This window comes from Ruegeria sp. L11, from assembly GCF_056531755.1.
The window spans coordinates 187709-211330 of record NZ_JBQFMI010000002.1; the positions used below are offsets into that span (position 1 = coordinate 187709).

Sequence of the window (23622 nt, forward strand, 5' to 3'; positions counted from 1 at the left end):
GGAAGGGTCAAGAGGGAAATCGCCCTAACCGGGGAATTCTTTCACGGGCTCTGTCACCGGGTCCTGCAAGGGCGTCTGACGGAATATCGTGGCGTCCACCATCCTGCGGATAAACGCGGCGCATATCTCCGGTTCTGTGATCAGGATCATATGACCCAGACCGTCAAGCTCTTCATAGCTCAGACCATATTTGGCCATCGGCGGTCCGTGAAGGGCAGGGGACAGAAGCGCGTCCTGGCGGCCATACAATATCCCGCCGGGGACCGACAGCTCGGGGTATCTGGCCACCAGCGCATCGCAGCTGGCATCCAACCCGATAACGTCCTGCGAGGCCGTGACAAAGGCCGACGGGCGCAGCCCTAGCGCACCACCCGCACGGTCCAGAAAGTCATGTGGAGGGGTTTCAGGGTCAAATGCCACACCCAGACTGTGCGGTGCTGTTTTTGAGGCCATGGGAACCGCAATCGTGTTGGCAATCAGGCTGCGCAGCCATTTGGTCCGGATCTCGAGCGGTTTGAAGATCACCGGTGTTTCAGGCAGCCTGTGCGTCAGTGGCGCCAGCAGAGCGAGGCCGGATACCCGCTCGGGGTGGTCCAAAGCCAGTGCCAGCGACACCGCACCGCCCAGTGAATGCCCCACCAGCACGACCTGATCCACGCCCTTAGTTTCAAGAAATTCAGCAATCATCGCGGCCTGCTGCGGCAATTGTGCGAGTTCTGCCGTATCCCGGGTTGAGTATCCACAACCGGGGCGATCCAACGCGATGACGTGGTAATCCTCGGCCAGTTGATCCGCCAACGCGTAGGTAAAATGCTGTAACTGCCCAGCCAGGCCATGAATCAGAACAACCGTCTGCGCGTCCGGATTGCCCATTTCCACATAGTGGATGCTGCCGCCCTGCACGGGCACGATCTGGCCCATCTGCGGCACGGTTTTAAGCCCCTGACGGGTTATCCGCCGGGTCCACAGGGCCATGGCCAGAAGAAAGACGGCAAAGGCCGTAACCACGCTAAGAATAAATGTCATCTAGCTGTCTCCGGTCCTAACGGGGTTGTATTGCTCCAATCCCGATTGTGACATGCGTTTCTGAAACTCGGCAACTGTTCCGGGCCAAAGCGTCGTGTTTTGCCCTTCCGCATCAATGTACCAGGATGTGCAGCCTCCGGTCTGCCAGACACTGTCCGCGTGGCGGTCATGCATTTCCTGCGTAAAGGCCGCCTGTTTCACCGCATCGGGAGTGATCACCGACAGTTCCTTGCGTTGCATCTCGCTTAGAACCCGGCCGATATGCCCGACCTGAGCTTCAATCATCAGCACGACCGAATTATGCCCCAACCCGGTATGAGGCCCCAGAAGGATGAAAAAGTTGGGAAAACCGGCTATCGCTGTACCCAGATGTGCACACATCCCATTCGCCCAGGCCGACCGCAGCGTTAGCCCATCTGTGCCGGTGATATCCAACCTTTCTACGACATTGGTGACCTGAAACCCGGTGCCCCAGATCAGCGCGTCTGCCTCTGTCCTGGTGCCATCTGTCGCTAGGATGCTGTTTCCATCGATACTGGCCACGCCGTGCGGAATGACGCTGACATTGTCGCGGGCCAGGGTCGGATACCAGTCATTTGAACTGAGAATGCGTTTGCACCCAATTCGATAGTCCGGGGTCAGAATGCGCCGATCTTTGGGGTCCGCAATCGCGCCTTCCAGTGACTTGCGCCACATTTTTAGGGCAAAGTTCATCGCGCGTTCCTCGCCCCTGAACACGCGGTGACGGAACTCGAAGAACATGAAAATCAGTTTGCGCCGGATGCGGGGAAGCTGGGGAAGGTAGGCATAAAGTTTGCGCACCCATGGCGCGATCGGGCCGTCAGGGCGCGGCATAACGTAAGGCGCGCTGCGTTGAAAAACGGTGACGTGGCCCGCAACCTTGGCAATCTCGGGCACGAACTGAACGGCTGACGCCCCGGTGCCGACAACAGCCACATGCTTTCCGGTCAGATCGACGGTGTGATCCCATTCGGCCGAATGAAAACAGGGGCCGGGAAAACTGCCCGCGCCGGGAATGTCCGGAATGCTGGGATGATGCAGCGCGCCGATGGCCGAGACCAGAAACCGGGCCGACCAGAACTGGCCATCCATGGTTTCGACCTGCCAAAGCGTGCCATCCCATTTTGCCGATTTCAGCGCCTGCCCAAAGTGGCAAAGATCATACAACCCTTCCTGATGCGCGACATTTTGCAGATATTTCTGTATCTCTGCGCCACCGGCATAGGCGCGGCTCCAGTGCGGATTAGGGTGGGTCGCCATGGAATACAGATGCGAAGGAACATCGCAGGCGACGCCAGGATAGGTGTTCTCGCGCCACGTGCCACCGATATCTTCGGCCTTTTCCAGAATGGCGATATCTTTGATGCCACGCTTGCGCGCCTCAAGCGCCATCGTCAGCCCCGAGAACCCGGCACCGATGATCAGCATCTCTGTCGTGTGGTGCATTGAAGCGCCCCTCCTGAAACAACTTTATGGATATCTGTTGCAGATGTCTGCACGTGATTGGCAGTGAAGTAGGTCACACAAGGTAAATTGACCGAACGACCTTACGTGAACAGACATGGCGAAAAACCGTCATCAGGGCGGTGTCGCTTCCTGCAAACACATATCGCAATCAGAGAGGTGAACGCGGCGTAATTCCGCCAGTCTGATTCAAAACAGGAGGATTGCCCCTTGTCGACCCGTACTCTTACACGCGCTGGTGGGCGTTCCGCGCGCCGCGCTCTTCGCACTGCGCCGAATTTTGACATGCTGCCGGGTCTGACCCGCGGCATCCCGCATTGCGAAGTTATGGACGGACGTCAGGTTGAGCTTATCGACAAGGCCGCCATGGATATTCTGGAGAATGTCGGTGTCCAGTTCCGCGACCCGACCGCAGTGGAAGACTGGAAGAAAGCGGGCGCGAAGGTTGACGGAGAGCTGGTCTTTCTGGATCGCAACATGGTGCGCGAGCTGATCGCGACCGTTCCGACGCAATTCACCTATCACGCGCGCGATCCGCAAAAGAACCTCGCACTCGGCGGCAAGCACTCGATCTTCGTGCCGATGACCGGCGCGCCGTTTCTTCGTGATCTTGACGACGTGCGCCGGAACCCGACGCTGGACGATCTGGCGATGTTTCACAAACTGTCGCACATGATGCCCGCACTGCACAGTTCGGCCCATCATATCGTCGAACCTTACGATCACCCGATCAGCCAGCGGCACTTGCGCATCACTTTTTCGTCGATGAAATACTCCGACAAGACCTTCATGGGTATGACCACCTCGCCCAGGAATGCCGAAGACGTGATGGACATGTGCGACATCCTGTTCGGCGAAGGTTTCATCGATGACCACCCGGTTACAACAGGCAACTGCAACGGCAACAGCCCATTGGTCTGGGATGAAACCATGCTGGGTGCAATGCGTGCCTTCTGCCGCCGGAACCAGCCGGTCTTGTGCTCGCCCTTCGTTCTGGGCGGTGCCAATACGCCCGCATCGGTACCCGCAACCGTGGCACAGCTGACCGCCGAGGCGCTTTCGGCGCTGGCCTATACGCAGGTGATCCGCAAGGGCTGTCCGGCGATCTGGGGGCACTACCTGTCAACCGTTTCGATGAAATCCGGTGCACCGATGGCAGGGACGCCTGAAATCAGTCTGATGAATTTCATGATTGGTCAGATGGCGCGTTTTTACGATGTGCCATGGCGCACTTCGAACACGCTGGGCGGGGCCAAGACGTTTGACGCGCAGGCCGGGTACGAATCCGCGACAACTCTGGGCGCTGTTCTGCATGCAGGGGCCCATTACATCTGGCATTCGGCAGGCTGGAACGAGGCGGGGATGCATTGTTCGGTCGCAAAGTTTGTGGTGGACGCGGAACAATGCGCGATGGCCTATCGGATGGCGGAAGGTCCTAAATGGCACGATTTCGATCAGGCGTTGGCGGCGGTTTCTGATGTGGGTCCCGGCGGACACTATCTGGGTCATCCGCACACGCAGGACAATTTCCAGACTGCGTTCTTCATGCCGGAACTGTTCGACAACAACTCGATCGAACAGTGGGTGGCGGAAGGTGAAGTTGAAATCACCGAACGCGCTCTGAAATACGCGAGGAAGCTTTTAGCCGAGTATCAGGAACCAAAGCTGGACGAGGCCAAGAACGACGCCCTTCTGGACTATGTCGCCCGCCGTGAGAGAGAAATTCCGGCAGCAGATGAGCTAAACCAGACATACTGATGCAAACTCCCCGTGCTGGCCTGCCCGAAACACCGGGCGGGTTCTTTTTCGTTCAAGACCAAGAGACCAAAATGAAGATCGCCGAATTGCACATCTACAGCCACGACCTGTCGGTCAAAAACGGACCCTACACCATGGCCAATGCACAGGTCTGGTCCTTGGATACCACGCTGGTGAAAGTTGTGGCGGACAACGGTCTGGTTGGCTGGGGGGAAACCTGCCCAGTTGGGCCAACATATGCCGAGGCGCACGCAGCAGGTGCCCGCGCAGCGCTTGCCGAAATGGCCCCTGGCTTGATCGGGGTCGAGGTGCTGCCCCTGTCCCTGCATCGCCGGATGGATAGGCTGCTGAACGGGCATGCCTATGCTAAGGCGGCCATCGATATCGCGGTGCATGACCTGCTGGGCAAGCATCTGGGCGTTCCGGTCTGTGACCTGCTGGGCGGTGCGACCACGAACAAGGTACCATCCTACTACGCCACTGGCGTCGGCGCGCCCGATGACATTGCCCGGCTGGCAGGCGAAAAGCTGGCAGAAGGCTACCCCCGTCTGCAGATCAAAGTTGGGGGTCGCCCGGTCGAGATCGACATCGAAACCATCCGAAAAGTCTGGGATGTGGTCAAAGGATCAGGCATGCGACTTGCCGTCGACGGCAACCGGGGCTGGACCACGCGCGACGCCCTGCGTGTTAGCCGCGAATGCCCCGAAATCCCGTTCATCATGGAACAGCCCTGCAACACCATCGAAGACTTGCAGAAGATCCGGCCTCAGGTCGCACACGGTATATACATGGATGAAAACAGCACCAGCTTGAACATCGTGATTTCGGCAGCGGGCACCGGTTTGGTCGATGGGTTCGGCATGAAGGTCACCCGCATCGGCGGTCTGCATCCGATGCGCGCTTTCCGCGACATCTGCGAGGCGCGCAACCTGCCACACACCTGCGATGACAGCTGGGGAGGAGACATCATCGCTGCCGCCAGTACTCATATCGGTGCCACCGTTCGGCCCGACCTGCTGGAAGGGGTCTGGCTGGCCGCGCCTTATATCGAGGGAAACTACGACCCTGAAAACGGCATCCGGATCAAAGGTGGGCATATTGAACTGCCAACCGGGCCGGGGTTGGGCGTGGTTCCTGATGAAGGCCAATTCGGTGCTCCGGTTGCATCGTTCTAACAATGGATGACTTTATGAACCTGAATGGAAAATCGGCTCTGGTTACTGGCGCAGCCGGTGGTATCGGGGCGTCAATCGTTCAACGCTTGCGCAACGCGGGGGTGCGGGTCGCCGTCGCAGACCGGTCGGTCGGTGGCATCGAGGCTGAGGCACATCTGCCCGGCGATTTACTTGATCCCGCCTATTCTGATTGCTTACCTCAGGCTGCGGCTTCGGCGCTGGGTGGGCTCGATATCGTGATCAACAATGCAGGCGTCATCACGCGCGGGTCGGTCACGGAAACGTCTGATGCGGATTGGTCTCTGTCACTGGGGGTCAACGTTGAAGCGCCCTTTCGTATCTGCCGTGCCGCGATTCCAATCATGGCCGAAGCAGGGAGTGGGGCCATCGTCAACACCGCGTCCTGCTGGGGGTTGCGTCCGGGCCCTAACCACGCCGTGTATTGTATGACCAAAGCGGCCATTGCGTCCTTGACCCAGTGCATGGGCATGGACCACGCCCATCAGGGCATTCGCATCAACGCAGTATGCCCGAACGAAGTGAATACTCCGATGCTGCGCTCGGGCTTTGAAAAGCGGGGTTTTGATCCCGATTCCGCGGTGGCTTCTCTGGGCCAAACCGTACCGCTGGGCCGGATCGCCGAACCGGAAGACATCGCCGACGTGATCATGTTCCTTGTCTCGGACGCATCGCGCTATGTTTGCGGTACGTTGGTCGAGGTCAACGGAGGGAAGCCCGTTTCATGAGGCGTTTCGATGGAAAAGTAGCGCTGGTCACCGGCGGGCGTAGCGGCATCGGTCAGGCCATCGCCCGACGTTTGCAAGACGAAGGTGCACAGGTCTTTACCGCCCAACGCGGCGAGGACAGCGAATTCCATGGAATCGCTGCTGATTTCACCGATCCCAACAGCCCCGAGCAGGTGGTCGGCAATGTGATCGCTGAAGCCAAGCGTCTGGACGTGTTGGTCAACAACGCCGGCATGATGCAGGAAGCCTCGGTCGAGGAAATGAGCCTTGAGGACTGGCAGCGTATCCTGACGGTCAACCTCACCGCACCGTTCCTGATGATCAAGGCCGCACTGCCCTACTTGCGCAAAACCAAAGGCACCATCGTCAACACCGGATCCATCGAAGGTTTGGGCAGCAATCCCGGCCACGCCGCTTACTGCGCGTCCAAAGCAGGGTTGCACGGCCTGACCCGCGCCGTTGCCGTGGATCACGGGGCCGAAGGCATCCGATGCAATGCGGTTGCGCCGGGATGGGTCGATACCGAGCTGAATGAGGATTTCATTGAATCCATGCCCGACCCGGCTGCATTCCGTCGCGACATTGCCAAAATCCACCCTGTCACCCGGACGGGACGTCCTGAAGAAGTTGCGGCGCTCGTCGCGTTTCTGGCATCAAAGGATGCAGCTTTTGTCACCGGGCAGGTCTATACGGTGGATGGAGGGCGCATGGCGAAGCTCAGCTTGCCTTGACCTCATTCCTTGCCTGACCGCCATTCTTTCCAGATCAGATAGCTGTTTACTCCAAACGAGGCGAACGGTTCGGGTGGCAATCGCGGCAGGTCCGGTTGCGCCAGAAAATGATCTGCAATCTCTGATCCACCTTGCAGTACCAGTTCTGCCACCCCTATTCCCTGCAAGGTGCCTCGAGCGATACCCAGACCGTTCTGACAACAGGCCGAGAACACATCATCCTTCAATTCGCCGAACGCCGCCGATCCGTTGCGGCTGAGGCACAGCATACCGGCCCAGCGGTGCTCCATCTGCACATCTGACAGATGCGGGAAACGTTCCCTGAACTTTCTGTCATGCACCCAGCCTGCATTGCGCAGTCGCATTGGACTGGTTTCGATCGTTGGATGAAAGCTTGAGCAGGTGCGAATCAGGATGCGATCCCCGTAGCTGCCGGAAATGCGCCGTACCGACGTCCCCATTGGGTTCGCAGGCGTCACGGACCAACGCGACTGCCCGCCCATTGTCTTGATCTGCGTGTCGGTCAGCGGCGCTGTGAGCGAGGCATAGAGGCATATGTGCATCAATTGCCGCTGGTAGAACCCAAAGCTTTCCAGATGACCGTTATTGGCCAGAATGATCCGCCCGGTGCTGACCTTGGCCTTGTTGGTGCTGACCGCCCAGCCTGCGCCTTGTTGTTCAATACGGATGACGGGTGAATGCTCGAATACATTCATCTGCCCGGCCAGACGGGCAGACAGCGCCCGCACATATGCCGCAGGCTGGATCATCACTGTCCCCGGCGCATAAAGCCCCGAGGTATAGTGTGGGCTGCCTGTGATCTCTTGCATCTGCTGCTGATCATAAAGCGTATGCGGCTCGCCCAGTTTGGTCAGGTGCGCGGCAAAGGCGCGGTTATGGGCGTCGCCCGCTTTGGTGGCGGCGGCATTGTATTTGCCGCAAGGGTCGAACATTTCCTGTGGCAGCCCGCAATCGGAGGCCACTTCGGTCGCAAAGGCAATGGCCTTGCGGTTCATCGCAATGGTGGCGCGATCTGCCTCTGATCCCTTGCCCGCGTAGTTATCCGAGGCCAAATCATGGGGCAAGTCGATCAGGAACCCCGAATTCCGGCCTGCCGAGCTCTCCGCGAAGCGATCGGCTTCCAGCAGAACGATTTTCAGCGAAGAATCCAATTGATGCAGCCGCCGTGCCGCGCTGAGCCCGGCAAACCCGCCGCCAACTATTGTGATATCCGCGGTAAGGTTCCGTTCCAGCACCGCCAGAGGTGTTTGGGGCGGCAGAATCGCTTTCCATCCCGACGGACCTGTCTGCCGGGGTAGCCTTTTGGCGTCATGTCGGCTCAACCGACGGCCTCATCCGCGTCATCGGCCAGATCGATCCAGATGGTTTTCAACTGGGTGTACTGATCATGCGCGTGTATCGAGTTATCACGACCCCCAAAGCCCGATTGCTTGTAACCACCGAAGGGTGTCGTGATGTCACCTTCGCCGAAGCTGTTCACTGTCACGGTGCCTGCGCGGATCATCCGCGCACCTCGAATGGCGCGTTTGACATTGGCCGTGAAGATCGAGGCGCATAAGCCATAGTCGGTGTCGTTCGCGATCTGGATCGCTTCATCGAAGCCCGAGACTTCAATTACCGACAAGACAGGGCCAAAGATTTCCTCGCGCGCCAATGCAGCGTCGTTGCCGGGCACTTCGACCACGGTGGCCTCGACAAACCCGTTGTCTGCCTTGCCACCGATCACCACGTTCTCGGCCTGATCCAGATAGCCACAAACCTTGGTGTAGTGATCTTCGCTCACCAGTGCGCCCATGCGGGTTTCGGGGTCGAGCGGGTCGCCGGTGTTCCATTGTTTGGCGTGATGCGCGATGCGCTCCAGCAACTCGGCCTTCACTTTCTTATGTACGATCAGGCGTGACGAGGCCGAGCAGTTTTCACCCATGTTCCAGAATGCGCCATTGACGATATGCGCCGCCACCCTGTCCAGGTTTTCGGCATCGTCCATCACGATGGCTGGGTTCTTGCCGCCCATCTCCAAGACCACCTCTTTGGCGTTGCTTTCCGCCGAATAGGTCAGAAAGCGTTTGCCGGTCACGGTTGAGCCTGTGAAGGATACCATGTCGATATCCATGTGCCGCCCAATGGGTTCGCCCACCTCGGCCCCGCCACCGGGAACGATGTTCAATACTCCGCGTGGCAAACCTGCCTCCATCGCCAATTCAGCAAGGCGCAGGGCCGTCAAAGTGGTTTCAATCGCCGGTTTCACAACAACAGAACAGCCTGCCGCCAGTGCTGGCCCTATCTTCCATGCCAGCATCAGCAGCGGAAAGTTCCACGGCAGCACCAGACCGACGACGCCGATTGGCTCGCGCACCACCATAGCGATGTGATCGTCGCCGGCGGGCGAAACCTGATCGTAAATTTTGTCAATCGCCTCGGCGTGCCACTTCAGGCAGTGGATCGTCTCGGGCACATCAACAGTTTCGCAGTCAAAGATCGTCTTGCCGCTGTCGATGCTCTCCATCACGGCCAGTTCACGGGCGTTGCGGGTTATCAGCTTGCACAACCTGATCAATATATCCTTGCGATCAGACGGATGCAGCTTGCTCCAGCGGCCATCGTCAAACGCCTCACGAGCTTTCGCGACCGCAAAATCCACATCCGCCCCATCGCAGGATGCGATATCGGTCAGCTTTTCACCGGTTGCAGGGTTCTCTGTCGCAAAGGTCTGGCCCGAGAACGACGGACGGAATGCGCCGTCGATAAAGGCACCTGTCGGCAGGTTCAGACCTGCGGCGATGGATTTGTACTCGTCCTGTGTCAGCAGATCCATGTTTGTCACCCCTCAGCCACGATGTCAGCGATTGTCTTCGTCAGCACGCGCGTCACCTGTTCCAGCGCGCGCTTGTCATCTTTGTTCAGGCCCTTCAGTGGAGGCCGCATGATACCCGCGTCGATCCCGTTCATGGTGACGCCATGCTTGATGGTCTGGATGAACTTGCCACCCTGTTCCAGCACCCGCATCAGCGGCATCATCGCAGACATGATCCGGCGCCCTTTGGCAAAGTTGCCTTCGATCACGCAGGCCTGATATAGAGCCATATGTTCCGCTGGCAGGAAGTTCGAACCGCCGCAAACCCAGAATGGTGCGCCCCAGGCGAAAAACTCTAGTGCCTGATCGTCCATGCCACAGCCCAGCTGGATATGCGGATAATCCCGCGCCAACAGATGCACCCGGTTGATATCGCCCGAGCTTTCCTTGATGCCGCAGAAATTTCGGCTCCGACCCACGCGGTCAAGGAACTCTTCCCCCATCATTGTGCCGGTACGGTGCGGATAGTTGTAAAGCATCACCGGCAGGTCGGCGGCCTTGTCGATGGCCAGCGCGTTCAGCGCGTTTTCGCGATCCGTCGGTACCGAATAGGGCGGGCTTGCCAACAGGATGGCGTCCGCGCCGATGTCGCGCGCGCCCGCGGCCAACGCAATTGAGTCCGAAGTCAGCATCGCGCCCGTGCCAACCACCAAGGGCAACCGCCCTTTCAGGCGCTGATGCGTGAATTTGGCCAGTTCCAGCCGCTCCGGCACGGTCTGGGCATAATTCTCACCTGTGGATCCGCCGGAAATCAGGCCGTGCACACTATTTTCGATCAGGTATTCGATCACGTCGGACAGGGCGTCCCAGTTCACGCTGCCATCGTCGTGATAGGGGGTGACCACAGGGGTATATATCCCTTCAAACTTGAAAATCGGGTTCATTCCGTCCTCATGCGGGTTTCGAAAATGGTGGGATACCCATCGGCACATCCAGCGCGTCAGGCATCACGAACATCCCGATCTGATCCCGGGACAGGTTCCAGTGATCCTCGGCCAGTTTCGCCGCCGCGGCTTCATCGCGTGCCTCGATGGCTGCGATGATCGCGTCATGCTGTTGGCTGGCCAGCGACAGGTTTTCGGACATTTCAACTGTCTGTGGCCGGTAGAATGTCATGCCAATCCGTGCATGATCGATCAGCAGCCGGTTGAATGACGGCAGCAGGTAGACATTGCCGGACATCTCTCCAGTCACGTCATGAAAACGGTTGTTGGCAAGTGCGCGATCTTCGGCCGACCCTGAACGAAGGGCAGCTTTGAATGCTTGCTGAGCCGCTTTCAGTTCTTCGATTTGCGCGTTAGTCGCGTTCACTGCCGCCAGACGCAGGATGGCCCCGTAAACCATCGGCGCGGCAAGGAAGAAATCGCGCAGTGTGGTGTAGGACATTTCCGAAACACGGGCACTGCGGTTTTTTCGCAGATCCAGATAGCCTTCGCCAGCCAGTTGACGAAACACTTCGCGCAGAGGCGTGCGCGACAGGCCGAATTCATCGGACAGATGCGCCTCATCCAGATCGTCACCTGGACGAAGGCGCAGCGTCAGGATGGACATCTTCAGGTGTTCTCTGAGCGCATTTTTGCGCGACTTGGCTTCGTCTTTCATCCTTTGGCCTCACTATGTCCTGTGGCCGCCGCGTTCGAATCGCGGAGGTCACAGTTTTGTATTTCTAAAAAATACAAGTTGTATACAAAAAAATCTCGTGCAGCATGGATGTCTGCAAAATAGACTCACGTTCGGGCGTCGGCCCAGTTTGGAAATGGTCCTGCTCATGCCTCAGACGCAGCACTTCGCCTTCATCCTGGTCGAGGAGTTTTCGCACCTCGCCTTTTCCTGTGCGGTCGAGCCGCTGAGAATCGCCAACCTTGTAAGTGGCGAAGAGCTGTATCGCTGGTCATTTGTATCCGAACAGGGCGAGCAGGCCGTGTCTTCCAATGGGTCCGTCACCCTTGTGCATTCCGGACTTGAGGAACTGTCCAAGTGCGATCAGCTCTTTGTTTTGTCGGGCATTCACATGCGTGACCACGTGACCCGTTCCCTTCTGGCCACACTGCGGCGCGAACGAGCGCGTGGAACGCGGATCGGGGCATTGTGTTCCGGCGCGTGGCTGCTGGCCGAGGCCGGGTTCCTCAATGGTATGCAGGCGGCGATCCATTGGGAATACCACGACGCGTTCATGGAAGCCTTTCCGGATATCAATCTGGTGCGCAGCGTCTTTGTCGCCGACGAAAAACACATTACCGCATCAGGTGGGACCGCGACCGCAGACCTGATGCTGCATCTGATTGAACGCGACCATGGCGAAGAGCTGGCCACCGATGTTGCGGATCAAATGGTCTATAACACGGTGCGTAATGCGACCGCCAAGCAGCGCGTTTCGCTGCAATCGCGCAATGGAATGCGCAATGCCCATCTGGCAAAGGCGATAGACATTATGCAGGACAGCCTGGAAACCCCAGTTTCCCCATCCTTCATTGCAGACAAATTGGGTATTTCCACCCGTCAACTTGAACGGTTGTTTGGCAAATACTTAAACACTTCCCCTAAAAGGTACTTTATGGAAATGCGGCTGGAACGGGCCCGGAAGCTGCTTTTGCAAACCGAGGCGTCGGTCACCGAAGTCGCCGTGGCCTGCGGCTTCGAAAATCCGGGTCATTTCTCTAGGGTGTACAGATCCAGTTTCGGCATCACGCCGCACGCGCAACGCAACAAGATCAACTGAAAAAGATGGGTTGCTGGTTCGCGCTTACCGGCGGGGGTGCCGCGATCTGTTGGCCTCGAACTGGCCTGATCTGGCACCCCCTGATCCTGCCGGGATACCCCCTCGTTAAAAACTGGACTAGTCAACAGACCGGCAGGATTACCCACCAATAAATCTCGATATAGGCATAAGTATATCAAGAACTTGTCATCCAGAGATTTGTTGTGCCCTGTTTCGTTAATCTACCGTTAATTTAAGGCTCAGATTGAGGCTTTGATTGTGGGTAATCTGCAATATCGACATGCGGTCGCCGCAATCTGTTCAACCTGATGGCGTGTCGTGATTTGTGTCAGGCCTCAGAGGTTTCTAAAAGGAATCTGTTTCACGGTTCAAAACAAGTAGTGAACATATCACTGAGGTTTGGTCGACCCACGCTCGGACAACGCGCCTGCCGATCATCTTTGAAGGCAAAAAACGAACGAATCCAATCCAGGTCAGAATCAAGACAGCATTCGACGGGCAACTTGACGGGTTGTGAGGAAACCCAGGTCAAGATTGCGCGCCGTTGGAATATGGCTTTGAGGCCGTAGATTGTACGTATCTGGCATGCTGCGCTGACGACACTGATATCCAGTACGACCAGAAGCGATCGGAAGCCGTCAGTCCAGATGATAGGACAGAAACCGTTCTGTCCCGCCGGTACTATACCCCCACTGTGCTTTGACACCGAAAACTTCTGAAACGGTTTCCAAAGACAGGGCATGTTCGGGCGGGCCAAGAGAGACCAGCCGCCCTTTTGACAAAACAGCCACCCGGTCACAGGCCATCGCCTGATTCAGATCGTGCAGCGCCATCACTGTCGTCACTTTTAGAATTCGAACACAGTTCAGGATCGACAGTTGGTGATGAATGTCCAGATGGTTGGTCGGTTCGTCCAAAAGCAAGAGTCCCGGTTGCTGAGCCAAAGCGCGTGCGATGTGCAGTCGCTGGCGCTCTCCTCCCGACAATGTCGCCCATTCTCTGTGTGCCATATCGGCCATTTCCACGGTTTGCAGGGCTTTGTCGACTTGCCAGGTGTCCTCGGCGCGCCACGGCCGTAAGGCCGACAGCCAGGGCGTGCGGCCCAGTTCGACCACGGATCGTGCAGTCACGCGTTCGGCCGTATCAGCCTGTTGTTCAACGATGGCAATCCGTTGGGCAATTTGTCTGCGCGACAAATGCGAAACGGGATGACCCGCTATGACGACTTTTCCTGAAACCGGACGTACCAACCCCGCCAGCAGGCGCATCAGCGTTGATTTTCCCGAACCGTTGGGTCCGACCAAAGCAAGTGTTTCGCCGGGCTCCACGACAAAGGATACGTCTGACAGCAAAGTCTTGCCGCGAACGGAATATGTCAGGTTTTGCGCCTCGATCTTCATCGGGCGCTCCTCTGGCCGCGCACCAAAATTACGGCAAAGGCAGGCGCACCGATCAGAGCGGTGACCACCCCAATCGGCAGAACCTGACCCGGGATGATGATGCGCGACACGATATCTGCGCCGATCAGGAAGACCGCTCCGATCAAGGCGGCTGTTGGGATAAGCCTGCGATGTCCCGACCCCACAAGGAACCGAGCGGCATGAGGGATGACCAGCCCGACAAAGCCAATGGATCCGACGATCGAGACCATGACAGCTGTTGTAAGTGCGGTCGCAAAGATCAGGGTTGCCTGCACCCGCCGGACTGGAACGCCCAGCGAGGCCGCTGAATCAGAGCCGAAAATAAAGGCGTCCAGTGCTCTGGCGTGAAAGCGGCAAATGAGCCAACCGACAAGGGCCACCGGAATGGCCAGATACACATCCGGCCAGCGCACGCCGCTGAGGTTTCCCATCAGCCAGAACATGATCCCGCGCGCCTGATCGGCATTGGCGGATTTGGCGATGATGAAGGCCGTCAGCGCATTGAACAACTGAGACCCGGCAATTCCCGCCAGGACGATCTGTGCCGTCGCAACCCGTCCGCCCCCTGCGCCAGCGGCTCGGGCCAGCAACGCGACAAAACCAAAAGCCAAAAGCGCGCCATTGAACGCGCCAAAAGACAGCGACAAAGCCCCCCCGCCCAAACCTGCGATGGTAACAGCCACGGCACCCGTCGAGGCCCCGGCAGAAATGCCCAAAATGTAAGGGTCGGCCAACGGGTTTCGCAGCAAAGCCTGCAACACGACCCCCGCGACGGCCAGACCAGCGCCGCAGGACGCCGCGACCAGAGCGCGAGGAAGCCGGTAACTCCAGATAATACCCTGATCAATGGGGTCGACGGGCAGGTCCGCTCCGGCCAGCTTGTTGGCCAGAACGGACAGAACCAAATCGGGCGACAGCGAGGTTTCCCCGATCATCGCGCCCGCAAGGACCGCCGCAATCAACAATGGCACAGTAAGGCACGCAGCCTTGAAACCCTGCCGTAAGATTGCGGCGACCTCGTTCACAAGTTGTTTCCGATAGTATCCAGCTTCTCGGCCAGATCCTCCAGTGCCGGGATTGCGCGGATGGTGGCGTCCATGGCCTGCGCATCCATAACGACGATCCGGTCATTCTTGACCGCATCCATCTGGCTGGTCACCGAATCAGCGCGCAGGAACTCCAGCTTTTTCAGGTAGTCGTCCGCAGCAAAGCGACGGCGGTCCATCTTGGCAATCACAATCACTGTCGGATTGGCCTTGGCAATGGTTTCCCAGCCCACTGTTGGCCATTCTTCATCCGTCTCGATGACGTTGCGGATGCCCAATGTGCTCATCATGTATCCCGGTGCGCCTTTTTGTCCGGCCACAAACGGATCGCTTTCCATCTCAGGAGAGGAAAACCAGAACACGGCTGACACGTCGTCCAGCTTCACGGCTTGCGCCTTGGCGACGGCTGCGGCTTCGCGGGCCTTGTACTCGGCAACCAGGTCCGTGCCGCGTTCGGACACATCAAAAGCTGCGGCCAGTTCTTCGATACCCTGATACAGCGTATCGGTCGAGAACGCTTGCAGGCGGGTGCCATCGCCGCCGACCGTATTGTCTTTGCCGACGCAATCTGCAGGCATTACGTACGTTGGAATGCCCAGTTCATGAAATTGCTCACGCGTGGCGACGATGCCCTCGGGCCCGACATGCCATTCATATTGCGCTGCGACCAGTCCCGGCCGCTTGGCAACCACGCTTTCAAAGCTGGGATCATTATCTGCCAGACGCTCGACCTTGGCATTCACCTCGGCATATTCAGGCAGCACCTCGTTGAACCAGACCGAAGTTCCAAGAACCTGCTCGCCCAGACCCAGCGCATAAAGCACCTCGGTCGCGGCCTGGCCGACCGTGACTGACGACGTCACAGGCGCGTCAAACGTGACCGAGTGACCGCAGTTTTCGATGGTTAGGGGAAAGTTTCCTTCGGCGGCAGCGCTGGTAGCCAGCAAGGAAAGGCCAATCAGGCCAGTGCGTAGAAACATGACAATCGATCTCCATGTGTCAATGACCAGAGAACGGGTGAATGGGCATTTACCGAAGCAACAGACGCTTTTCTGCCTGCTGTAAGCGCAGAGTGGAATACAGCCCGCCCAGCGCGTTTCTTCGGCAACCTCCCCGGACAACCCCGCCCGGTGTGTTTCGGTTTCATACCGGCAGGTCTCCTGACTGACGGGTCTTTGTCTGTCCTGTCTTCCCAGACCAAAATGGCCCAGTGACGGAAATGGACAGCGCTCGCCGCCTACAGTTGCGGGGGCAGTTCCGGTTGGCACCAAAAGGCACCTCGGATTCCCTCTTAGCCACATCGGGACCGGTAAAACGCGGGTACCTTAACACTTACCCTGCGGCAAGAAAAAACTCCGGGGTCTTTCCTATTTTCTCGCAAGAGCATGCACCTGCGCGTCTCAACATGGCGCTGATATCAGAAAAGCCGCTGAGAACGCGCCAAAATCCGGACCCAGATTCATAGTGTGTGATATTAGGGAAAATCATGGCTGGGGTGGTAGGATTCGAACCTACGATACACGGTACCAAAAACCGCTGCCTTACCACTTGGCTACACCCCAACGGTGAGCGGCTATCTACGATTGTTGATGGCAGGGTTCAAGAGCGTTTTGCAAAAAAAGCGAGCGCCGTAAAATTTTTTTGAAGGCCCCTCATTTGGTGTCGATCAACACCGCTCCGGTACGGTTGCCTTCCTGTACCATCGCATGGGCGGCAGCGCATTCTTCCAGTGTAAAGACCTTATGTACGGGGCAGATCAATGCGCCATCAGCCAGTGCCTTGTGTAGAGTCTCTATTGCGGCGGCGCGCAAATCTGCGGGCAGCAGGTAGATCAGGACTGCCTCGAGTGTCACGGCCTTGAACATCATGGGTCCAAAGGGAAAGACAGGTGTCATATTCCGGGCAGATCCATATGCGTTGATACGGCCGTTCTCGGCGATGACGGCAATGTTGGTGTCAAGGTTCTGTCCAAATTCGACATCGACGATTCGACCAATTGTACGTCCATCATTTGCGTCGAGAATCTGATCCGAAAGGTGTTCACCGGAGTAGTCGAGAACGACATCTGCACCGGCTGCCTTGACCCGGTCAAAGCTGCGGGTGCTGGCCGTTGCGATCACATTGGCTCCGGCCCATTTGGCAAGCTGGACAGCCAGATACCCGACAGTACCCGCCCCACCATGGATCAAAATGGTTTGCCCGCGCGGCGTGCCGCCCGAGAACACTGCGTGGCTTGCGGTAAGGCCCGGAATTCCAAGAATCGCTCCGGTTTCAAGTGACACCGTCTCGGGCAGTTCTACAGCCTGAGATTCAGGCAGGGTGATGTGGCTGGCAGCTGTACCGAACGCGCGTTGCCATTGCCCGTTCCAAATCCACACGCGCTGACCAATCCGCGTCGCGGGTACGCCATCGCCAACCGCTGTGATGACTCCAGCCCCGTCGCTGTGCGGAACGATCAGCGGAAACGGAGGTTCTGTGACACCTGGCCGGGTTCCCGCGCGGGCCTTGACGTCCGAGGGATTTACGCCGGAATAAGACAACTCGACCGTGACTTCACCCGGTCCAGGCGGAACCGGGGGAATATCCTGAACACGCAAGACATCGACAGCGTCTCCGAAGGCTGAATAGGTGACTGCGCGCATAGGGTCCTCCGTTTAGGTCGAGTTAAGCGGCGATTGGGCCGGTAACTCAAACAGCTTGTCGCGCTTTTTCGGGGCGATGCGCAACCGCGGATACCGGAAATTGTCTTTCGCCTATTCCCGAATTTCGGAAGAATCGACGCCCCAAAGGTTCGATTTCAGTGTCCAGCCACGGTATCCGCCGGCGGTGATCCTGCACCAGTCCAGCGAACAGGCTCCAAGGCGCGCCACCACTCCGGTCTCGAAATGGGCATTCACGGGCGAGGTCGGGTCGGGGCGGGCATAAACAGGCAGCATCTCGGATTCGATCAGCACCGTTCGGACGCCAGACAACAAGGCATAGTGAACCCAGCCACCCGCGCCGTCGCGGTCTTGGACCTTGCGCCAGTTGCCGTATTCGGCAGTGACCTGCAGCGGCATGCCACGCCTTTTGAATACCCAATCGATTCGGTGGGTTAGGGATGGTCCGCGCCGCACGTTCCCTTCGGCTGCCTTCATCGACACATATCGGGGCAGGGGCAGGTTGGTGACCGATCCGCGTTTGACTTCGGCATGTGCGGCGCAGGCACCGAACATGACCAGAAATGCGGAAACTACCGCCAGAAATCGGCGTTTTACCGGTCGAATACCACTCACTGACTGCCCGCTCTTATGCCTGTTGATCCGGTTTTGAAAAAAGGTCGACTCAATGCCATTGGGGTTCTTGTGCCCCGCCTTATCCTGCGCCACGATGCCATGGCGCGCGTCCGTTTGCAAAGCAGTGGGAGAGCCGAGGTGCCAAGAGAACGTTTAAGTGTTGTCGTTACGCGACGGTTGCCTGAGGCAGTAGAAACCCGGTTAAGCGAATTGTTTGACGTGCGCCTGCGCGACGACGACACCCCAATGACGCGTGAAGAATTAGTAGCAGCGGTGCAGGATGCCGATGTGCTGGTGCCTACGGTGACCGATACCATTGATGGCGGGCTATTGGGTCAGGCAGGTGAAAAGCTGCGGCTGATCGCCAATTACGGGGCCGGTGTCGATAATATCGATGTGGCGACGGCGCGGCAGCGCGGCATATTGGTGTCCAACACGCCCGGTGTGCTGACCGACGACACGGCAGATATGACCATGGCCCTGATTCTCGCTGTCACACGGCGCATTCCCGAAGGGTTGAGCGTCATGCAGCAAGGCGACTGGACCGGGTGGGCCCCCACCGCGTTTCTGGGTGGTCGCATTGGCGGGCGGCGTTTGGGTATTCTGGGCATGGGCCGGATCGGACAGGCCGTGGCCCGCCGCGCCAAGGCGTTTGGTATGCAGATCCATTATCACAACCGCCGCAGATTGCGCCCAGAGATTGAGCAAGAACTAGAGGCGACCTATTGGGAAAGCCTGGATCAGATGGTGGCGCGTATGGACGTGATATCAATCAACTGCCCATCGACGCCGTCGACCTTCCACCTGATGAACGCGCGCCGCCTAAAGCTGATGAAACCCTCGGCGGTGATCGTGAATACTTCGCGGGGTGAGGTTATTGACGAGAACGCTTTGACCCGGATGATCCGCGCGGGTGAAATTGCGGGCGCGGGGCTGGATGTCTACGAACAGGGAACCGGTGTGAACCCGCGCTTGCGGCAGTTGCCCAACGTGGTTCTGCTGCCGCATATGGGGTCGGCCACGCTGGAGGGCCGGGTTGAGATGGGTGAAAAGGTCATCATCAACATCAAAACCTTCGAAGATGGCCACCGCCCACCGGATCAGGTTGTGCCTGCGATGCTCTGACGCGTCGGAAAGGATCATGGATGGACGTGTTTGAAGGGGGATGCCGTTGTGGAAAACTGCGCGTCACGGCTTCGGGTTGTCCTCTTCGCGTCGGGATTTTCCATTGTCTGGACTGCCGCAAACACCACGGCGCGTTGTTTTATGCGGTGGCTATTTTTCCGGCGGATGCGGTTAAGATCACCGGAAATGTGAAAGGTTATTCTGACCGGTACTTTTGCCCTGATTGCGGATCTCCGGTATTTGCCCGAAGCGGTGCCGAAGTCGAAGTGCATCTGGGCTGTCTTGACGCGCCTGACCAATTCATACCGACATATGAATGCTGGACCAAACGGCGCGAGGCGTGGCTACCCGAATTTGCCGAGACAACCCGCTATGATCAGGATCGTCGCGCCGAAGAAACCGAACCGTAGGGGAAATGGCGAAACTTCGCTGTGATAACACGCTGCCATGCCTGATCGTTGCAGAGGGGGCAAAATCCTTACAGGATTGAAAATAAAGATTGTATTGGAGGGTTAGAACAGATGAGACATGTTTCAGCACTGCTGCTTACTACCGCACTTGCTATTTCGACACCGGGGTTCGCGCAGGAAACAGCCGATGCCGTTGCACCCGAAGCCGCGACAGAAGGGCAGGTTCAGGCGATGACCGACGAGGTTATTGCGGCCCTCGAAGCCAAGCTTGAGGGAGTCCCGGTCACATCCGAAAACTGGATGATAGCTGCGGCCAATCCGCTGGCGGTCGAGGCCGGGGCCAAAGTGCTGCGCGCGGGCGGGTCTGCCGCGGATGCGATGGTTGCCGTGCAGGTCGTGCTGGGGCTGGTCGAGCCGCAATCTTCTGGTCTGGGCGGGGGTGCGTTTCTGGTTTGGTACGACGCGGCCAGCGGGCAGATGACAACGCTGGACGGGCGCGAAACGGCCCCCCTTGCCGCTACCCCGACGCTGTTTCAGGATGAAAACGGCGAGCCGCTGAAATTCTTCGATGCGGTGGTGGGCGGATTGTCGGTGGGTACACCGGGTACGCCTGCACTGCTGGAAGAGGCGCATCGAAGATGGGGGCGCGCGTCTTGGCCCGGACTGTTTGCCGACGGAATCCGATTGGCGGATGAAGGGTTTCTGGTTTCCCCGCGTCTGGCCAGCCTTGTAGAAAACGATGCTGACCGCCTGTCGCGCTTTCCCGAAACAGCCGCATATTTTCTGCCTGACGGTCAGCCGTTGCAGCAGGGGCAGCGGTTGATGAACCCGGATTATGCCGAAACATTGCGCGTGCTGGCCAGCGATGGCGCTGCCGGTTTTTACGGAGGTGAGATCGCTGCGGATATCGTGCGAACTGTTCGCAATGCCCCAGGAAATCCCGGCGTTCTTGCAGGGGTGGATTTGGCGCTCTACCAGGTGATCGAACGTGAACCGGTCTGTGCCGAATACCGCGCCTACGAGGTTTGCGGCATGGGCCCGCCGTCGTCGGGTGCGCTGACCGTCGGGCAGATTCTGGGGATGTTGAACAGCTATGATCTTGCAGCAATGGGCGCTGAGAGCGCCGAGGCATGGCGCCTGATCGGCGATGCTTCGCGCCTCGCCTTTGCGGATCGTGGGCGGTACATGGCCGATAGCGATTTCATACCCATGCCCACCAAGGGGCTGGTTGATCCGGGTTATTTGACCCAGCGGGCAGCCTTGCTGGAAAGCGAGGTGGCCTTGTCCGAGGTCGCACCGGGCCAACCGGAATTTGACCATGCTTTGATTTGGGCGGACGACGTGTCGCTGGAGCTGCCGTCAACCTCGCATATCTCGATCGTGGACAGCTATGGCAATGTGCTGTCGATGACGACGACGATCGAGAATGGTTTTGGGTCGCGCCTGATGACAAACGGGTTCCTGCTGAACAACGAGCTTACTGATTTCTCGTTCAAGACACACAGCGACGGTGTGCCGATTGCCAACCGGCTGGAGCCTGGCAAGCGTCCGCGCTCATCCATGAGCCCGACCATCGTGTTGCAGGATGGCGAGCCGGTTCTGGCTATCGGGTCTCCGGGCGGCAGCCGGATTATCGGCTATGTCGCCAAGTCCATCATCGCCTGGGCCGATTGGGGATTGGACGTGCAGCAGGCGGTTTCCCTGCCTCATCTGGTCAACCGGTTCGGAACATATGATGTCGAGGCTGCGACTTCTGCGGAAGGATTTACAGACGCGCTTGCTCAGCTGGGTTTTGAAGTCAACGCACGCGACCTGACTTCGGGGCTGCACGCCATCGAAATCGGTGACGGGCTGAGCGGTGGTGCCGACCCGCGCCGCGAAGGGATTGCGCTGGGCGAATAGACCCTCGGTATTAGTGGGGATTGCCTGCTTTCAACGGGCCTTTTAGTCATAGGCTGAAAGGCCCGAAATGTTTTGGGGCAGGGGAGGATGACAATGGTGCAGGCAACCGCATTGCCAAGGAATGAAGCTGGTATTGAAACCGTCATAAGCATTCTCAAGCAGCGCTTTGGCGACAGGTTGCAAACGGGTGCCGCTGTCCGTGAACAACATGGGCACACCACGACCTGGATCGAAAACCAAAGCCCCGATGCCGTGGTTTTCCCGCATTCGACGCAGGATGTTTCGGACATCGTCAAAACCTGCGCGGCGCACCGGGTGCCAGTGATCCCGTTCGGAACAGGAACATCACTGGAAGGGCATGTAAATGCGCCGGCGGGGGGCGTCTCGGTCGATCTGACACAAATGGATAGTGTGCTTGCAGTTCATGCCCAGGATCTGGATTGTGTCGTGCAGCCCGGTGTCACGCGCGAAGCGTTGAATACCCATCTGCGCGATCTGGGCCTGTTCTTTCCGATTGATCCCGGGGCGAATGCGTCGCTGGGTGGAATGGCTGCCACTCGCGCGTCGGGCACCAATGCGGTGCGCTATGGGACGATGAAGGACAACGTTCTCAGCCTTGAAGCCGTGATGCCAGACGGTCAGATCATCCGTACCGGGCACCGGGCCAAGAAATCTTCGGCCGGCTATGATCTGGCCCGTCTTCTGATCGGGGCGGAAGGCACGCTGGGAATCATCACCGAGCTGACATTGCGGTTGCAGGGTATCCCCGAAGCGATCAGTTCGGCCCGGTGTTCCTTTCCGACTGTCGATGCCGCGTGCCGTGCGGTGATGATGACGATTCAGTATGGCATCCCGGTTGCCCGGATCGAGTTGCTGGACGAGTTGTCGGTTCAGGCCGCCAACGCCTATTCCGGGCTGAGTCTGCCGGATACACCGTTGTTGTTGCTGGAGTTTCACGGCTCGGAAAGCGGTGCCACAGAGCAAGCTGAAACCTTTGGTCAGATCGCCGAAGAGTTTGGCGGCACGGATTTTGCAGCGACTTCGACCACCGAAGAACGGAACAAACTTTGGCAGGCACGGCACGATATGTATTGGGCGTGTCTGCAACTGCGCCCCGGTGCGCGGGGCATCTCGACCGATGTCTGCGTACCGATCTCGCGCCTGGCCGAGTGTGTGACCGAGACGCAGAAGAAAGCTGCCGGCCTCGGCTTGCTGGCCCCAATCGTGGGCCATGTGGGGGACGGCAATTTCCATACGCTGCTGCTGATCGACATGGAAAACGTCGAAGAAATTGCCAAGGCCGAGGCGTTTGTCGGCTGGCTGAACGACATGGCGATATCCATGGAAGGCACATGTACCGGTGAACATGGCATCGGGCAGGGAAAGCGACCGTATCTGAACAGAGAACTGGGCGCTGCCACGCGGTACATGGCTGCGATCAAGGCCGCGCTGGACCCAGACAACATCATGAACCCCGGCAAGATCTTGTCGGACGACACGTAGCCGTATTCGCCCTCTAGTCCGTATTTGCGCCCTCAAAACGTCCACATGTCATGGTTTCAAAGGGTTGATGACAGAGGATGGTCGACATGAGCGTAAAGTATCTGGCGGGGTTTGTAGCCATCTGCGGGTTGGCCGTTGCAGGGCTGGACTATGTTCAGCAAGCCAAAGCATCGGAAGGTGGTTTGGGCGTAAAAGATTATCTTGCCTCGGTATCCTCGCGTGCCGGTCTTTCTGACGGCTGGTTCACGGCAGAGGCGCAGCCTTCGCCATCACAGGAACCGGCGGTGAAGAATCCCTCGGAAGAAAGTGGCAAATTGGTTTGCGTCTCGGTCGGAACAAGCAAACGTTGCCGTTCCGGTGGTTGAGGGCAGCGGTCCAACGATTGAATTGCGACCCGCTTTCGATATTCGGGTCGTTTTTTTCAT

Annotated in this window: 20 protein-coding genes, 1 tRNA gene, 1 pseudogene and 1 riboswitch; of the genes and pseudogenes, 10 read left to right on the top strand and 12 right to left on the bottom strand. The window is 58.2% G+C overall.

The features are described 5' to 3' along the window. Window positions 1–24: 24 nt before the first annotated feature. Both ACR0CE_RS05850 and ACR0CE_RS05855 read right to left on the bottom strand, forming a co-directional pair. Complete coding sequence (locus tag ACR0CE_RS05850; RefSeq protein ID WP_480831412.1) at window positions 25–1026, bottom strand: alpha/beta fold hydrolase; 1002 nt, start codon at window positions 1024–1026, stop codon at window positions 25–27. Further along, the gene (locus ACR0CE_RS05855) at window positions 1027–2493 is read right to left on the bottom strand and encodes a flavin-containing monooxygenase (protein ID WP_480831414.1); all 1467 of its coding nucleotides are present in this window, start codon (window positions 2491–2493) and stop codon (window positions 1027–1029) included. 228 nt (window positions 2494–2721) lie between these two features. Between ACR0CE_RS05855 and ACR0CE_RS05860 the strand changes: the two genes are divergently transcribed. The 4 genes from ACR0CE_RS05860 (at window position 2722) to ACR0CE_RS05875 (ending at window position 6921) form a co-directional block, all read left to right on the top strand. Next, complete coding sequence (locus ACR0CE_RS05860) at window positions 2722–4269, top strand: trimethylamine methyltransferase family protein (protein ID WP_480831416.1); 1548 nt, start codon at window positions 2722–2724, stop codon at window positions 4267–4269. A gap of 71 nt (window positions 4270–4340) precedes the next feature. Further along, the gene (locus tag ACR0CE_RS05865) at window positions 4341–5444 is read left to right on the top strand and encodes a mandelate racemase/muconate lactonizing enzyme family protein (protein WP_480831418.1); all 1104 of its coding nucleotides are present in this window, start codon (window positions 4341–4343) and stop codon (window positions 5442–5444) included. A gap of 14 nt (window positions 5445–5458) precedes the next feature. Continuing rightward, a complete protein-coding gene (locus ACR0CE_RS05870; RefSeq protein WP_480831420.1) occupies window positions 5459–6190 on the top strand; it encodes an SDR family NAD(P)-dependent oxidoreductase in 732 nt (243 codons plus the stop codon). Beyond that, a complete protein-coding gene (locus ACR0CE_RS05875) occupies window positions 6187–6921 on the top strand; it encodes an SDR family NAD(P)-dependent oxidoreductase (protein WP_480831422.1) in 735 nt (244 codons plus the stop codon). Before ACR0CE_RS05870 ends, ACR0CE_RS05875 begins: the two co-directional genes overlap by 4 nt. 2 nt (window positions 6922–6923) lie before the next feature. Here ACR0CE_RS05875 and ACR0CE_RS05880 read toward each other — a convergent pair whose 3' ends face one another. The 4 genes from ACR0CE_RS05880 to ACR0CE_RS05895 are packed head-to-tail and all read right to left on the bottom strand — an operon-like array spanning window position 6924 to window position 11398. Next, complete coding sequence (locus ACR0CE_RS05880; protein WP_480831424.1) at window positions 6924–8264, bottom strand: NAD(P)/FAD-dependent oxidoreductase; 1341 nt, start codon at window positions 8262–8264, stop codon at window positions 6924–6926. Beyond that, window positions 8261–9757 (bottom strand): aldehyde dehydrogenase, encoded by a 1497-nt coding sequence (locus ACR0CE_RS05885; RefSeq protein WP_480475664.1) that lies wholly within the window; start codon window positions 9755–9757, stop codon window positions 8261–8263. Before ACR0CE_RS05885 ends, ACR0CE_RS05880 begins: the two co-directional genes overlap by 4 nt. Before the next feature lie 5 nt (window positions 9758–9762). Further along, window positions 9763–10680, bottom strand: coding sequence for a dihydrodipicolinate synthase family protein (locus ACR0CE_RS05890; protein WP_480831426.1), 918 nt, complete (start codon window positions 10678–10680; stop codon window positions 9763–9765). Window positions 10681–10687: 7 nt separating this feature from the next. Beyond that, window positions 10688–11398: a GntR family transcriptional regulator gene (locus tag ACR0CE_RS05895; RefSeq protein WP_480557693.1), complete on the bottom strand. Its 711-nt coding sequence runs from the start codon at window positions 11396–11398 to the stop codon at window positions 10688–10690. A 166-nt stretch (window positions 11399–11564) separates the two neighbouring features. On the opposite strand from ACR0CE_RS05895, the gene ACR0CE_RS05900 reads away from it, so the two are divergent. Then, window positions 11565–12515, top strand: a complete 951-nt coding sequence (locus tag ACR0CE_RS05900; RefSeq protein ID WP_267365279.1) for a GlxA family transcriptional regulator — start codon at window positions 11565–11567, stop codon at window positions 12513–12515. 890 nt (window positions 12516–13405) lie between these two features. On the opposite strand, the pseudogene ACR0CE_RS05905 reads toward ACR0CE_RS05900, so the two are convergent. The 6 genes and pseudogenes from ACR0CE_RS05905 to ACR0CE_RS05930 all read right to left on the bottom strand — a co-directional run. Beyond that, window positions 13406–13915, bottom strand: a pseudogene (locus tag ACR0CE_RS05905) (ABC transporter ATP-binding protein); the annotation flags it as partial. After that, window positions 13912–14943 (bottom strand): FecCD family ABC transporter permease, encoded by a 1032-nt coding sequence (locus tag ACR0CE_RS05910; protein WP_480831827.1) that lies wholly within the window; start codon window positions 14941–14943, stop codon window positions 13912–13914. The pseudogene ACR0CE_RS05905 and the gene ACR0CE_RS05910, both read right to left, overlap by 4 nt. 14 nt (window positions 14944–14957) lie before the next feature. After that, window positions 14958–15962: an ABC transporter substrate-binding protein gene (locus ACR0CE_RS05915; protein WP_480831429.1), complete on the bottom strand. Its 1005-nt coding sequence runs from the start codon at window positions 15960–15962 to the stop codon at window positions 14958–14960. A gap of 153 nt (window positions 15963–16115) precedes the next feature. After that, window positions 16116–16308: riboswitch (cobalamin riboswitch) on the bottom strand. Window positions 16309–16469: 161 nt separating this feature from the next. Further along, a tRNA-Gln gene (locus ACR0CE_RS05920) sits at window positions 16470–16544 on the bottom strand. Window positions 16545–16634: 90 nt separating this feature from the next. Beyond that, window positions 16635–17624, bottom strand: coding sequence for an NADPH:quinone reductase (locus tag ACR0CE_RS05925; RefSeq protein WP_480831431.1), 990 nt, complete (start codon window positions 17622–17624; stop codon window positions 16635–16637). Between the two features lie 111 nt (window positions 17625–17735). Then, complete coding sequence (locus ACR0CE_RS05930; protein ID WP_480482350.1) at window positions 17736–18197, bottom strand: SH3 domain-containing protein; 462 nt, start codon at window positions 18195–18197, stop codon at window positions 17736–17738. 198 nt (window positions 18198–18395) lie between these two features. On the opposite strand from ACR0CE_RS05930, the gene ACR0CE_RS05935 reads away from it, so the two are divergent. The 5 genes from ACR0CE_RS05935 to ACR0CE_RS05955 all read left to right on the top strand — a co-directional run bounded on the left by ACR0CE_RS05935 (window position 18396) and on the right by ACR0CE_RS05955 (window position 23562). Next, the gene (locus ACR0CE_RS05935) at window positions 18396–19382 is read left to right on the top strand and encodes a 2-hydroxyacid dehydrogenase (RefSeq protein ID WP_480482079.1); all 987 of its coding nucleotides are present in this window, start codon (window positions 18396–18398) and stop codon (window positions 19380–19382) included. 20 nt (window positions 19383–19402) lie between these two features. Then, a complete protein-coding gene (locus ACR0CE_RS05940; protein WP_480831433.1) occupies window positions 19403–19792 on the top strand; it encodes a GFA family protein in 390 nt (129 codons plus the stop codon). A gap of 111 nt (window positions 19793–19903) precedes the next feature. After that, complete coding sequence (gene ggt / locus ACR0CE_RS05945) at window positions 19904–21694, top strand: gamma-glutamyltransferase (protein ID WP_480831435.1); 1791 nt, start codon at window positions 19904–19906, stop codon at window positions 21692–21694. A 93-nt stretch (window positions 21695–21787) separates the two neighbouring features. Next, the gene (locus ACR0CE_RS05950; RefSeq protein ID WP_480831437.1) at window positions 21788–23197 is read left to right on the top strand and encodes an FAD-binding oxidoreductase; all 1410 of its coding nucleotides are present in this window, start codon (window positions 21788–21790) and stop codon (window positions 23195–23197) included. Window positions 23198–23283: 86 nt separating this feature from the next. Further along, the gene (locus ACR0CE_RS05955; protein WP_480831439.1) at window positions 23284–23562 is read left to right on the top strand and encodes a hypothetical protein; all 279 of its coding nucleotides are present in this window, start codon (window positions 23284–23286) and stop codon (window positions 23560–23562) included. Window positions 23563–23622 lie beyond the last annotated feature (60 nt).